The sequence below is a fragment of the Amycolatopsis sp. NPDC039088 genome (genome assembly GCF_055598845.1).
Window position 1 is genome coordinate 471979 of sequence record NZ_JBVKAE010000001.1, and the last position, 13748, is coordinate 485726.

9 protein-coding genes are annotated in these 13748 nt (G+C 66.8%); 4 read left to right on the plus strand and 5 right to left on the minus strand.

Going from position 1 to position 13748, the window contains the following annotated elements:
- Positions 1 to 205 precede the first annotated feature (205 nt).
- Both ACZ7KI_RS01965 and ACZ7KI_RS01970 read left to right on the plus strand, forming a co-directional pair.
- Complete coding sequence (locus ACZ7KI_RS01965; RefSeq protein ID WP_470271381.1) at positions 206 to 2257, plus strand: DNA gyrase/topoisomerase IV subunit B; 2052 nt, start codon at positions 206 to 208, stop codon at positions 2255 to 2257.
- 29 nt (positions 2258 to 2286) lie between these two features.
- The gene (locus tag ACZ7KI_RS01970) at positions 2287 to 6081 is read left to right on the plus strand and encodes a DNA topoisomerase (ATP-hydrolyzing) (RefSeq protein WP_470271382.1); all 3795 of its coding nucleotides are present in this window, start codon (positions 2287 to 2289) and stop codon (positions 6079 to 6081) included.
- Positions 6082 to 7317: 1236 nt separating this feature from the next.
- Here the strand turns inward: ACZ7KI_RS01970 and ACZ7KI_RS01975 are convergent.
- The 5 genes from ACZ7KI_RS01975 to ACZ7KI_RS01995 are packed head-to-tail and all read right to left on the minus strand — an operon-like array spanning position 7318 to position 11896.
- The gene (locus tag ACZ7KI_RS01975) at positions 7318 to 8532 is read right to left on the minus strand and encodes an acyl-CoA dehydrogenase family protein (RefSeq protein WP_470271383.1); all 1215 of its coding nucleotides are present in this window, start codon (positions 8530 to 8532) and stop codon (positions 7318 to 7320) included.
- Positions 8529 to 9398, minus strand: a complete 870-nt coding sequence (locus ACZ7KI_RS01980) for an SDR family oxidoreductase (RefSeq protein WP_470271384.1) — start codon at positions 9396 to 9398, stop codon at positions 8529 to 8531. The genes ACZ7KI_RS01975 and ACZ7KI_RS01980 overlap by 4 nt, the downstream gene beginning before the upstream one ends.
- A 10-nt stretch (positions 9399 to 9408) precedes the next feature.
- Positions 9409 to 10254 (minus strand): MaoC/PaaZ C-terminal domain-containing protein, encoded by an 846-nt coding sequence (locus ACZ7KI_RS01985; protein WP_470271385.1) that lies wholly within the window; start codon positions 10252 to 10254, stop codon positions 9409 to 9411.
- Complete coding sequence (locus ACZ7KI_RS01990; RefSeq protein ID WP_470271386.1) at positions 10251 to 10682, minus strand: type II toxin-antitoxin system Rv0910 family toxin; 432 nt, start codon at positions 10680 to 10682, stop codon at positions 10251 to 10253. Before ACZ7KI_RS01990 ends, ACZ7KI_RS01985 begins: the two co-directional genes overlap by 4 nt.
- A 20-nt stretch (positions 10683 to 10702) precedes the next feature.
- A complete protein-coding gene (locus tag ACZ7KI_RS01995; RefSeq protein ID WP_470271387.1) occupies positions 10703 to 11896 on the minus strand; it encodes a lipid-transfer protein in 1194 nt (397 codons plus the stop codon).
- A 183-nt stretch (positions 11897 to 12079) separates the two neighbouring features.
- On the opposite strand from ACZ7KI_RS01995, the gene ACZ7KI_RS02000 reads away from it, so the two are divergent.
- The gene (locus ACZ7KI_RS02000) at positions 12080 to 13030 is read left to right on the plus strand and encodes a hypothetical protein (RefSeq protein ID WP_470271388.1); all 951 of its coding nucleotides are present in this window, start codon (positions 12080 to 12082) and stop codon (positions 13028 to 13030) included.
- 9 nt (positions 13031 to 13039) lie between these two features.
- Complete coding sequence (locus ACZ7KI_RS02005; protein WP_470271389.1) at positions 13040 to 13747, plus strand: RraA family protein; 708 nt, start codon at positions 13040 to 13042, stop codon at positions 13745 to 13747.
- Position 13748 lies beyond the last annotated feature (1 nt).

Below are 13748 nucleotides of genomic sequence, written 5' to 3' on the forward strand. Positions count from 1 at the left end.
CCAGGGTAAAAGCGACGGTCTTCACGGACGGTCGCGAAAGGGCGACATCGGATGACAGGGCGTGGCCACGAACAGGTGTTCGCCACACCGAGGGCGCTGGAGAAGACGAACTGTCGGGGCCGCCGGATATCCTCCAGTACGGTGTCGCGTTGAACGCCACCTCCACGAGCAAGTTCGCGAGCCACGACTCCAGGAGAAAGACCCAGTGACTGCTGAGACCCTGTACGGGGCCGACGACCTGACGCATCTCGAGGGTCTGGAAGCGGTCCGCAAGCGCCCCGGGATGTACATCGGCTCCACCGACAGCCGCGGTATCAACCACCTGTTCTCCGAGGTCGTGGACAACTCGACCGACGAAGGTGTGGCGGGTCACGCCACGAAGATCGTGGTCACCCTGCACGCCGACGGCAGTGTCCAGGTCGACGACGACGGCCGGGGCATCCCCACCGGCACGCACGCGAAATCCGGTTTGTCCGGTGTCGAGCTGGTGCTGACGAGGCTGCACGCCGGCGGCAAGTTCGGCGGCTCGGGCTACAAGACCTCCGGCGGTCTGCACGGCGTCGGCGCTTCGGCGGTGAACGCGCTGTCGCACCGCTTCGACGTCACCGTGAAGCAGAACGGCAAGGTCCACCAGATGTCGTTCGCGCACGGCGTCCCCGGCGTGTTCGACGGGCCCGGCCCGAAGGCGAAGTTCACCCGCAAGTCCGGGCTGAACATCACCGGGAAGATGAAGCGCGGCGAGCGCAGCGGCACGTCGATCCGGTACTGGTACGACTCGCGCTACTTCGAGACGGGCTCCTCGCTCGACGTCGAAGGCGTCCGCACGAAGATGCGCAACACCGCCTTCCTGGTCCCCGGCGTCACCTACGTACTGCGCACCGCTGTCGACGACTCGATCAGTGAAGAGACCTTCCACTTCCCCAACGGCCTCTCCGACATGGTCGACTTCCTTTCGCCCGCCGGCGAAAAACCCGTCTGCGGCACGCTGTTCATCACCGGCGAAGGCACGTACAAGGAGAACGCGGCCGACGCCAACGGGGTCATGCAGTCCAATGTGGTGCGTCAAGCGGAGATCGAGGTCGCGCTCCGCTGGGGCACCGGCTACGAGCGGACGGTGGAGTGCTTCACCAACACCATCCGCAACGTGCACGGCGGCACACATCGCCGCGGTTTCGATCGCGCGGTGCTGAAAGCCTTGCAGGACGCCATTTCCAAAACCCGCGGGCTGCTGAAGCCCAAGGAGGACATGCCGACCGTCGAGGACGTGCTCGAAGGCATGACGGCGGTCGTGCACGTCCGCCTGCCGGAGCCGCAGTTCACGTCGCAGACCAAGGACGAGCTGTCCACCGCCGGGATCACCCGGGTCATCCAGGGCGTCGTCGACAAGCACATCCGTGCCTGGACCGAAGAGCGCAAGACCAAATCCGAGGCCAAGGTCGTCCTGCAGAAGGTGGTCGACGCGTCACGCGTCCGGCTCACCCAGAAGCAGCAGAAGGACGCCGCCCGGCGCAAGACCGCGCTCGAAGGCGCGGCCATGCCGCCGAAACTGGTCGACTGCCGCACCACCGGCGTCTCCCGCAGCGAACTGTTCCTCGTCGAGGGTGACAGCGCGCTCGGTTCGGCGCGGATGGCGCGCGTGTCGGAGTACCAGGCGCTGCTTCCCTTGCGGGGCAAGATCCTCAACGTCCAGAAGGCGTCGCTCGGTGACACGCTGAAGAACGCCGAGATCGCCTCGATCGTGCAGGTGCTCGGCGCCGGCAGTGGGCGCACGTTCGACCTGTCGACCATGCGCTACGGCCGGGTGATCCTGATGGCCGACGCGGACGTCGACGGTTCGCATATCCGGACGCTGCTGATCACCCTGTTCGCCAAGTACATGCGGCCGGTGATCGAGGACGGCAGGCTCTACGCCGCGATGCCGCCACTGCACAAACTGGTCACCAAGGGCCGGAACCCGGAAACCCACTTCACCTTCTCCCAGAAGGAGATGGAGACCAAGTACGCGGCGCTGGAACGCGCGGGCAAGCAGATCGTCACGCCGGTGCCCCGGTTCAAGGGTCTCGGTGAGATGGACGCCGACGAACTGTGGGACACCACGATGAACCCGGCCACCCGCTCGGTCCGCCGCATCACCCTCGACGACGTCGAAGCCGCGGAGAACGCGCTGGAACTGTTGATGGGCGAGAAGGTCGAGCCTCGCCGCAACTGGCTGGTCGAATCCTCCGACCGGGTCGACCGCGAAGCCATCGACGCCTGATTTCGTTGCTAGTCAAGGAGCTTTGAGCAATGGCACGCCGTAAGGGCACCACCACCAAGGTCGACCCCTCCGCGTTCGACAAGCCCGGCGCGAACGTCTTCGACAACTCGCTGAAGACGGAGATCGAGGATTCGTACCTGGAGTACGCCTACTCGGTCATCCACTCGCGGGCGCTCCCGGACGCGCGGGACGGGCTGAAGCCGGTGCACCGCCGGATCCTTTTCTCCATGCATGAGAACGGTTACCGGCCGACACACGCGTACGTGAAGTCGTCCCGCGTGGTCGGTGACTGCTTCGTTCGTGGCGCGTTGGTCTCGACTCCGGACGGCCTGCGCCCGATCGAGGACATCGAGGTCGGAGAGCGCGTACTGGACGGCGGGGGTAAGGCCGTCCCGGTGACGGCGGTCTACGAAAACCCGGTGTCCGAACTCGTTCGCATCACCTGGTCGAACGGGCACACGATGGTGGTCACGCCGGGACAGCGCTTCCGGACGGTCTCGGACGACTCGGCTCTCGAATGGACCGACGCGCGGGATCTCGCGGGCCGCCGCACCGTGGGATACGGAAGCGGCCGCAGCGCCGCCCGTCACACCGGCGGCGGGGACCTTTACGGGTACCTGCTCGGGTTGATCGCGGCCGAAGGCTTCGCCGTCGACAGGGCCCGGAGCGTCGACGGACGAGTCCGGATCCACATGTGCGACGTCGAACCTCTGGACGCCGTACACGACTGGGCCACCGCCAACGGACTGACCGTCCACCGCGGAACACGCGCGGCTCAGCAGGCCGGGTACCGGGATCAGCACGTTCTCACGTTCGCCCGGCACGAAGGCCTTCTGGCGGTCGGCACCCCCCTGAGCGATCAAAAGCACATTCCGCTCGAAGTCCTGGCCGATCGGTCGGCTTGGGCGCCGTTCCTCGCCGGCCTGTTCGACGGCGACGGATATGTGCGCAAGGATCGCCGGGAGATCGTGTTCGTCAGCACAAGCGAAAAGCTGATCCGGCAGACTTACTCGATCCTCGCCGACCTCGGTATCCACGGCCATCACTGGTCCTCGCCGAAGCCGGAAGGCCACAAGACCCTATTGGGCCTGTCCTTCAGCGGACAGGACGCGAACGAGCTCGCTCGGTTCCTGCTTCCGTGGATCAGGATCGGCTACAAGAAGACCGCCTTGTCCAGGATCGGCGAGATCTCGTACCAGTACCACGGCAAGCAGGGCAACGACCGTCTGCCCTACCAGGCCGTCATGGCCGAGTTCTCCAACGCCCACCTGGGTGGCGGCTGGTACCGCGACACCTCCGGGAAGGCGTTCAGGTCGTCGTTGTCCGGTGCGAGCGGCACGAAGGTGCGCTACGGAAAGGACCGGAACGGGCTCGCCTTGGCGGATCGGTCGTTCCCGCTCTCTCGCGCCGAGCAGGACGGCTGGATCGAGAAGCTGCGACGGATCGGTTCGCCGATGGCGGGCAGGCTTGGCGCACTGTCCGGGTACTCCTTCATCGAAGTGACGTCCGTCGAACCGGTCGAGCCGGACACGACTTACGACATCCAGGTGGGCACCGACGAACACGCCTTCGTCGCCGAGGGTTTCGTCGTCCACAACTGCATGGGCAAGTACCACCCGCACGGTGATACCGCGATCTACGACGCCATGGTGCGCATGGCGCAGGACTTCTCCCTCAACGTGCCGCTGATCGACGGGCACGGGAACTTCGGTTCCCCGGACGACGGGCCGGCCGCTTCGCGTTATACCGAAGCGAAAATGTCCCCGGAAGCGATGCTGCTGGTCGGCGAACTCGGCGAGGACACCGTCGACTTCCGGCCCAACTACGACGGTTCGCTCGCCGAGCCGACGGTGCTGCCCGCCGCCTTCCCGAACCTGCTGGTCAACGGCACGTCCGGGATCGCGGTCGGGATGGCGACCAACATGATCCCGCACAACCTGACCGAGGTCATCGGCGCGGCGCGGTGGCTGATCAACCATCCGAACGCCACCCTCGACAAGCTGATGGAGTTCGTCCCCGGCCCCGACCTGCCCACCGGTGGTTCGCTGCTGGGGCTGGACGAGGTCCGCCGCGCCTACGAGACCGGCCGCGGTGTGGTGCGCATGCGCGCCAGCGCCGAGACCGGACCGCTGGAAGGCAGCCGCGGCCGCCAGGCGATCACCGTCACCGAGCTGCCGTACGGCGTCGGCCCGGAGAAGGTGATCGAGAAGATCACCGACGAGGTCAACAAGTCCAAGCGGCTCACCGGCATCGCCGACGTCAAGGACCTCACCGACCGTGAGAACGGCACGCGGCTGGTCATCGAGTGCAAGGTCGGCGTGAACCCGCAGGCGCTGCTGGCGGATCTGTACCGGCTGACCCCGCTGGAGCAGTCCTTCGGCATCAACAACCTGGTGCTGGTGGACGGGCAGCCGCAGACGCTGGGGCTCAAGGCGCTGCTGGAGGTCTTCCTCAGCCACCGCTACGAGGTCGTCACCCGCCGCACGCGCTACCGCCGCCGCAAGCGCGAAGAGCGCCTGCACCTGGTCGACGGTCTGCTGATCGCCTTGCTCAACATCGACAAGGTGATCAAGCTGATCCGCGAAAGCGAGAACGCCGCGGCCGCGAAGGACGGCCTGATGAAGCGGTTCAAGCTCTCGGAGATCCAGGCGACCTACATCCTGGACACCCCGCTGCGGCGGCTCACGAAGTACGACCGGATCGAACTCGAGGCCGAGCAGGACAAGCTGCGCGAGGAGATCGCCGAGCTGTCGAAGATCCTCGACGACGAGTCGGTGCTGAAGAAGGTCGTCTCGGCCGAACTGGCCAAGGTCGCCAAGGACCACCCCACCGAACGCCGCACCGCGCTGATCGACGGCGATCTCAAGGAGGTCCTCGCCGCGTCGAAGCCGTCGGGTCCGCTGGAGGTCGCCGACGACCCGTGCCAGGTGATCCTGTCTGCCACCGGGCTGGTCGCGCGGACGGCGGCGGAATCGGAGGAGGCGTCGGAAGTGCGGCGCCGCAACGGCCGCGTCAAACACGACTCGGTGTCCGCCGTCGTGCACTCGACCGCACGCGGTCAGGTGCTGCTGGTGACCAACCGCGGCCGCGCGTTCAAGACCGACGTGCTGCCGCTGCCGGTGCTGCCCGAGCAGGCGGGCACCGTGTCCCTGCGTGGCGGAATGGCCGCGAAGGAACTCGTGCCGCTGGAGAAGGGTGAGCGCGTCATCGGGCTGGCTCCGCTCGGCGAGCAGGCCGCCGGCTCCCCCGGTCTCGCACTCGGTACGAAACTCGGCGTGGTGAAGGTGTGCTCGCCGGAATGGCCGGTCCGCTCGGACGAGTTCGACGTGATCAGCCTGAAGGACGGTGACGAGGTCGTCGGCGCCACCTGGCTCACCGACGGCGAGGAGACACTGGCGTTCTTGTCATCCGAAGCGTCGCTGCTGCGCTACCCCGCTTCGCTGGTGCGACCGCAGGGCCTCAAGGGCGGCGGGATGGCCGGGATCGCCGTGCGCGGTGAGGCGGAAGTGGTCTTCTTCGGCGCCGTCCGTACGGATGACGCCGAGCACGGCGAGCCGATGGTCGTCACCGCGACAGGCTTGAGCGTGAAGGTGACACCGTTCAGCGAGTACCCGGCGAAGGGCCGCGCGACCGGCGGTGTCCGGGCACAGCGGTTCCTGAAGGGCGAAACGCGGCTGGCCGTCGGCTGGATCGGCCCGCGCCCGGCCGGTGCCGCCCGCAACGGCGACCCGGTGGAACTGCCCGAGATCGACGTCCGGCGCGACGGCTCCGGCCACGCGCACCCCGGCCCCGAGGTCGTCGGCCACCTGATCGAACGCAGCTGACCCCGGCCGCATTTAGTGAGGGGTAAGTCAAACCTGGCGTAGCTCGGCTGTCCTGTGAAGGGCTTCCTCGCTGTCTTCAAGCCAGAGCGGAAGCCTTCCCGGCCTGGCTCCGGACTGGCTGGCAAGTTTCGGCCGGGTCGTGGTGGAGTTGACTGACACGAGAGGCTCGGCCCGGCTCTTGACTGTCCATAAGGGACACCTTTCGAGACCAAAGCGCCCGATTTAGGTGATTTGCACGGTTTCTCGAGAGGGTTGTGAGTGATTTGGGTCGTTCTATTGAGGGGTAAGGCAATGTGTCGTGGCGTGGGGCCGGTGTAGCTCCTGTGTACGTGTTCTTGTGGTAATGAAGGCCTCCTTGCCTACTTTGACGGTCAGGGCCCCGGCAAAGTCGCAGAGTTGCTGGTCGGCACTGTTCTTGGTGGTCCGGATGTGGCATCGCTGATGCCTGCGGGGTCCGAGTGTGGAGGATTTGGGACGGTGAACGTCCCAAATCCTCCACACTCGAGGTGCACCAGGTTCAGGGGCATACCCCTGAACCTCTGTTGATCAAGCTTCGCAACCGGGGTGCGACCCCGCGTCTATGAAGGAATTGGGACACTCAACGTCCTAATTCCTTCATAGACGTCGGCCTGCGCCATGACGAAGAGGTCTCCGACCAGCAAGATTTCGACTTTGCCGGGACCCTGCTCTGACGGTAGTGAAGGAGGCTTTCGCTACCGTCGGATGTGAGCCCTGGTGACAGTGGGACGGCTGGGGCCTCGGCGGCCGGTCGTGAAGTACATGAAAGCCCCCTTCCTGGCGCCTAGCGCAAGGAAGGGGCCTTCATGTACTTCGGTAAGGCGTGACTCGCGTGCCTGGATGCCGCACTCAGGGATGCGGAGTCTAAGCACGCGAGATCCGGGTCTGAGCACGCGAGTGCGGCGTCGCGTCACCCAGCCCGCCGTCTCGCCCGAGGCACGACACGTTTGCCTTACCCCTCAATAACCCTCATTAACACTCACGACCCCACGGACGTTCAGTTACTCATAAATGTCCCTTGTGGACACTGAAGCCCGGCATGCGTCCAGAATCAGGCCTGCCCTACTTCGACTTTGCCGGCCCCTGACCTTGAGCGCGGGAAGGAGGCCTTCACAGACACGTCACCTTCGGCTGACTCGGCCGCATTTAGTCCTCTAACTGCGGCCACCCCGCGCGCCGTCCCCCTCACCCGCGCGATAGCAAAGGTCCCTTGCTCTCTCAGCGGCCCAGCAGCGCCTTCGCGATGTGCGTCACCTGGATCTCGTTGCTCCCCGCGTAGATCATCAGCGACTTCGCGTCCCGCGCCAGCTGCTCCACCCGGTATTCGGCCATGTACCCGTTGCCGCCGAACAGCTGCACGGCCTCCATCGCGACCTCGGTCGCCGCCTCCGACGAGTACAGCTTCATCGCCGAAGCCTCGGCCAGCGTCGGCATCTTGCCCGCGCGCAGGGTCTCGATCAGCTGGAAGACCATGTTCTGCACGTTGATCCGCGCGACCTCCATCTTCGCCAGTTTGAGCTGGATCAGCTGGAACCGCCCGATCTCCTGGCCCCACAGCTTCCGGTTCTTCGCGTAGTCCACGCAAAGCCGGTGACATTCGTTGATGATCCCGAGCGCCAGCGCCGCGACCCCGATCCGTTCGACCGCGAACCCGGACTTCACCTCGGCCTTGCTGTCGCCGTCACGGCCGGTCTCGGACTCGCCGAGGAGCCTGTCCCGGCCGAGCCGGACGTCGCTGAAGAACAGCTCACCGGTCGGCGAGGACATCATGCCCATCTTCTTGAACGACTTGCCCTGTGTGAGCCCCGGCATGCCCTTGTCCAGCACGAACGTCAGCACCTTGCGGTCCCGCACCTCCGAGCCGTCGTCGAGCTTCGCGTAGACGATGATCGTGTCGGCGTACGGGCCGTTGGTGATGAAAGTCTTCTGTCCATTGAGGACATACTCGTCCCCGTCGCGCCGCACCGACGTCTTCATGCCGCCGAAAGCGTCCGAGCCGGAGTCGGGTTCGGTGATCGCCCACGCGCCGACCTTCTCGAAGGTCGCCAGCCCGGGAAGCCAGCGTTCTTTCTGCGCCTGCGTGCCCTTCGTCAGGATGGTCTGCGCGGTCAGTCCGATGCTCACGCCGAGCGAGGCGACGATGCCGAGGCTGACCCCGGCCAGCTCGCTCACCGCGATGAGCACCATCGCCTCCTGCCCGCCGAACGCGAGCCCGCCGCCACCCGACCCGGACCCGGACGACTTCGCCAGCAGCTTCGACACCGATTCCCGCGCGAGCGCGTCGATGCCGAAGGAGGCGAACATCTTGCGGATGATGTCGTACGGCGGCAGCGTGCCGCTTTCCAGCGCGTCGAGATGCGGCCGGATCTCCTTGTCGACGAACTCGCGGATCGCGTCCCGGATCAGCAGTTCGGTCTCGGACCACTCGATCACGGCAGCCTGGCCGCGATGTCGTCGATCGTCCAGGCTTCCTCGGTTTCGATCACCTTGACGTCGTGCCAGCCGGCGAGTTCCGAGATCGCCCCGCCCTGCACCGCGAACACCTTGCCGGTGAGCGGGCACTTCTCGGTCGCGAGGTAGGCCACGAGCGGCGAGATGTTGGCCGGGGAGAACGCGTCGAACTCCCCTTCCTCGACCTCCTGCGCGAAGATCGCGCCCATCCCCGGCGTCGCCAGGGTGAGCCGCGTGCGCGCGATCGGCGCGATCGCGTTGACCCGCACGCCGTAGCGGTCCAGTTCCTCGGCCGCGACCAGCGTCAACGCGGCGATGCCCGCCTTCGCCGCGCCGTAGTTGGCCTGTCCCGCGTTCGGCAGCGTGACGCCGGACGCCGACGCGGTGTTGATCACCGAACCGGCCACCTGCTCACCGGCCTTGCTCGCCGACTTCCAGTACGCCGCCGCGTGCCGCAGCACCGCCGCGTGCCCCTTCAGATGCACGGCGATCACGGAATCCCATTGGGACTCCTCCAGTCCGGCGATGAACGCGTCGCGCAGGATGCCCGCGTTGTTCACGACGACGTCCAGCCTGCCGAACTCGCCGACCGCTTGCGCGATCAGTTCCTCGGCACCCGCCCAGTCGGCGACGTCGGCCGTGTTCGCCACGGCCTTCCCGCCCGCCGCGCGGATCTCGTCGACGACCTCCTGCGCCGGACCGGTGTCGGCCCCGCTGCCGTCGTTCGCCCCGCCGAGGTCGTTGACCACGACGCTCGCGCCCTCCCGCGCGAACAGCAGCGCGTGCTCCCGGCCGATCCCCCGGCCGGCGCCGGTGATGACGGCGACCCGCCCGTCGAGTGCTCCCATGGCTTTGCTCCTACTCCGCGAATTCCGCGAGACCGTCTTTGAGCACGACGGTTTCGCCGACGGTGGTTTCGAACGCGTAGCTCCCGGCGCCCGCGCGCCAGATGGACGTCGTCAGGTCCTGGCCGGGCAGCACCGGTTTGGCGAACCGGACGGCGAACCGCTTCAGTCTGTCCACATCGGACCCGGCGACCTCGGTCAGCAGCGCCCACGAGGTGAACGCCATGGTGCACAGGCCGTGCGCGATGATCCCCGGCAGCCCCGAATCCTTCGCGACCTCTTCGTCGAGGTGGATCGGCATCGGATCGCCCGCGGCAGGCGCGTAGCGGTAGGTCTGGTCGTCGTCGACGTGCTGGCTGACCTTCGCCACCGGCGGCTGTAGGCGCAGGCTTTCGTCGAACTTGTGGTCCGGCCCGAGTTCGCCGCGTGTCTCCCCGGTGTCGAACCCTCGCACGAACAACGTCACGTACTGCTCGTTGACGAGGTCGCCGTCCTCGGTGCGGCATTCGAGGTGGATGGTGCCGCGCGTACCGTTCGGCAGGCCTTCGTAGCCGGTCATCCGCGCCCGGGACACGAGCTTGTCGCCGGGACGGATCGGCCGGTGGAACCGGAATTCCTGTTCCCCGTGCACGATCCGGCCGAACAATCCGACCGGCACGACCTCCAGCGCGGGTTCCATCAGCGACTCGAACACCGGCACGATCGCGAACACCGGGCTCGCGACATCACCCGCGAGGTGCGCCGGGATCGGGTCGTTGGTCGCCTTGGCGTACTCGATCAGCCGCTCGCGGGTCACCTCGAACCGGGACTCGTCGGTCCACTTGCCGAGCCCGCCCGGATCGAACCGGTCCTCGGTCACGCGACCAGCGCCTTGAAGTTCTCGAGGGAGGCGTCGAGGTTCTTCTTGCCGTCCTTCTCGACGGCCTTGCCGAGCGCGCCCACGATCATCTGTCCGGCGAACTCGGCGTCGATGCTGGCGAGCGATCCCTCCCCGGACGGCTCCACGGACAGCTCGAACTTGACCTTCACCCCGGCCATCCCGGTCCCGGAGATCGCCAGCTTCGACGGTGCCTCGAACTCGTCGACGGTCCAGGTGATCGTGTTCGGCATCCCGAGCATCGTGACGACCTCGGAAGCCTGCGCGCCCTTGGAGAATTCGGCCGGGACGTCGCCCTTCCACTTGGTGTGGATGGTCAGCCACTTCTCGAAGTTGTTGGGGTTCGAGAACTCCGCCCACACCTTGCCGGGAGCGGCGGGGAGTTCGACGGAGGCACTGATCTTGCCCATGGTTGTTCCTTTCGGTGCGCTCAGCGCTCGGCGCGCTGGTAGGCGGTGACGACGGCGGCGCCGCCGAGTCCGATGTTGTGTTGCAGCGCGGCTTCGACACCGTCGACCTGGCGTTTGTCCGCGGTACCGCGCAGCTGCCAGGTCAGCTCGGCGCACTGCGCGAGGCCGGTGGCGCCGAGCGGGTGCCCCTTGGAGATCAGCCCACCGGACGGGTTGACGACCCACTTGCCGCCATAGGTGGTGTCCCCGGAATCGACGAGCTTCCCGGCTTCGCCTTCGGCGCAGAGCCCCAGTGCTTCGTAGAGCAGGAGTTCGTTGGCGGAGAAGCAATCGTGCAGTTCGATGACCTGGAAGTCTTCGGCGCCGAGCCCCGCCTGGTCATACACCTGGCGGGCGGCTTGGACGTTCATGTCGTAGCCGATGATGTTCTTCGCGGTGCCGTCGAACGTGCTCGCGAAGTCGGTGGTCATCGCCTGCCCGACGATCTCGACCGCCTGCCCCGCCAGCCCATGCGAGTCCACAAAGGACTCACTGGCGAGGATCGCCGCACCGGAGCCGTCCGAGGTCGGCGAGCACTGGAGCTTCGTGAGCGGGTCGTAGATCATCCGCGAGTCGAGGATGTCCTGCAGTGAATAGCTTTCCTGGAACTGCGCGTACGGGTTGTTCACCGAATGCCGGTGGTTCTTCTCGCCGATCTTGGCGAAGTGCTCGACGGTCGTCCCGTAGGTCTTCATATGCTCGCGGCCAGCCGCGCCGAACATCCACGGTGCCGGCGGGAACAGCACCTCGGAGATCTCCGCGAGCGCCTGGAGGTGCCTGCCCATCGGCTGTTCGCGGTCGTCGTAGGTCGAACCGAGCGAACCCGGCTGCATCTTCTCGAAACCGAGCGCGAGCACGCAGTCCGCGCGGCCGCCCCGGATCGCTTCCGCGGCCAGGTAGAGCGCGGTCGATCCGGTCGAGCAGTTGTTGTTGACGTTGACCACCGGGATGCCGGTCATGCCCAGTTCGTAGACCGCGCGCTGCCCCGAGGTGGACTCGCCGTAGACGTAGCCGACGTAGGCCTGCCGCACCTCGCCGAAGGAGATCCCGGCGTCTTCGAGCGCCTTGGTCCCGGACTCCTTGGCCATCTGCGGGTAGTCCCAGTCCTCGCGGCGACCGGGTTTCTCGAATTTCGTCATGCCGACGCCGACGACGTACACCTTGTTGCCCACCACGACGCTCCTTGCGCTTGCCGGGTCGCTGCTGGAACTGAAGATACAGACAGGACTGTATTTATCAACCCCTTACATACAGGTCTGCACGGATGTTAGTTACCACACGTTGAGTGTCAGGTGACGCAGACAGCCGGACCACACCCCCGCTAAACAGGGCAAACACCACTTCACAGGGGGTATGCGATGAGAAGAACGAGCATGGTCCTGGCCGCGACCGTCGCCGCCGGACTGCTGTCGGCGGGCACGGCATCGGCGAGCGATTGGACGATGAGCTACCTGCCGCTGCCACCCGGCGGCGACGCTCTCCGGGTCGTGGCCACCGATGGGGCCGGAAGCTACGCGGGGCACTTCGACGGCGGTTTGCTCACCTGGTCCAGCGGGGCCGTCCACGACCACGGCATCCCGGCGGGCTACAACACCGTCGACACCGTGGACGAGAACGCGTCCGGGACCGTTCTCCTCAACAGCTACGCGATCTCCACCCGGGCCAATCGTTCGTTCGTCTTCGAGAACGGCGCGTTCCAGGTCCTGGAGAACGTGCCGGGCTACTCCCAAAGCCGGGTCGTCGGCATGAACGACCGTGGCGACATCGTCGGCACCGTGTTCAACGATCCGCGATACGGCTCCTGGGCAGCGCTCTGGCCCGCCGACGACCGCGCGCATCCGGTGCGTTTGGACGTCTCGCCGTTGCTCAGCCCGGTGGACGTCGACCACGACGGCACGATCCTGATGCAGGAACAGTTCGGCAGCACCTGGCTCTGGAAGGACGGGGTGGCGCAGAAGCTCGTGCTCCCCGACGGCATCCGCGAGTCACGCGCCCTCGCGATCCGGGGCGGCAAAGTACTGGCCGACCTCGAAGGCGGCGCTTGGGTGTGGACCACCGTCGACACCTCAGTGCCGGTGCCGGAGGGCATGACGGCGAACACGCTCACCAGCTCGGGACAGGTGGCGGGCTGCATGCGAACACCGGACTACTCGACGATTCCCGCCGTGTGGTCGCTCGGCGGTCAGGTCGAGACGCTTCCCGCGCCGTCCCGCGGCTGCGCGACCATCGCGGGCGAGAACGGGGAAGTCGCGGGCACCCTGCCGGAGCACGGGCCTTACGAGACGCCCGTGGTGTGGCGCCGTGGCTAAAGTCGGGTCATGGATCCCGAGGAGCTTCGGCAGCGGTTCTCCCTGCTGACCACCGCGCACCTGACCGACGGCTGCGTCCGCGCCCGCGTCCCGGTCCGCTGCGCGCCGGCCGGAACGCACGCGATCGTGCCCGGCAGCCGCGTCGCCGGGCGGATCACCCCCGCCCGGCACGTCGGCAGCGTCGACGTCTTCCTGGAGGCGTACGAAATGGCGAACCCCGGCGACGTCCTGGTCGTCGACAACGGCGGCAGGCTCGACGAAAGCTGCGTCGGCGACCTCGCGGTCCTCGAAGCGGAAGCGGCCGGACTGAGCGGCGTCGTCATCTGGGGCCTGCACCGCGACACCGCCGACATCAAGAAGATCGGCCTGCCGGTGTTCAGCCTCGGCTCGATCCCGACCGGCCCGCTCTCGGTCTCCGCCCGCCCGGACGGCGCACTGGAATCGGCCGTCGTCGGGGAGTGGACGGTGACCAGGGACCACTTCGTGTTCGGCGACGAGGACGGCGTGCTGTTCGTCCCGGCCGACCGCGCCGACGAAGTCCTGGACCGGGCGGAAGCCATCCGCGACACCGAACGGCGGCAAGCCGAGCGGATCCGCGCCGGAGAGACCCTTCGCGAACAGGTGCGCTTCGCCGACTTCCTCGTGGAGCGCGAGAAGTCACCTTCGCTGACGTTCCGGGAGCACCTGCGGGCGGTCGGCGGCGCCATCGAGGAGTAGC

Excerpts from the sequence above, each read along its gene's own strand:
- ACZ7KI_RS01970 (WP_470271382.1), top strand. The coding sequence starts at position 2,287 with ATGGCACGCCGTAAGGGCACCACCACCAAGGTCGACCCCTCCGCGTTC.
- ACZ7KI_RS01980 (WP_470271384.1), bottom strand. The coding sequence starts at position 9,398 with ATGGGAGCACTCGACGGGCGGGTCGCCGTCATCACCGGCGCCGGCCGG.
- ACZ7KI_RS01990 (WP_470271386.1), bottom strand. The coding sequence starts at position 10,682 with ATGGGCAAGATCAGTGCCTCCGTCGAACTCCCCGCCGCTCCCGGCAAG.
- ACZ7KI_RS02000 (WP_470271388.1), top strand. The coding sequence starts at position 12,080 with ATGAGAAGAACGAGCATGGTCCTGGCCGCGACCGTCGCCGCCGGACTG.
- ACZ7KI_RS02005 (WP_470271389.1), top strand. The coding sequence starts at position 13,040 with ATGGATCCCGAGGAGCTTCGGCAGCGGTTCTCCCTGCTGACCACCGCG.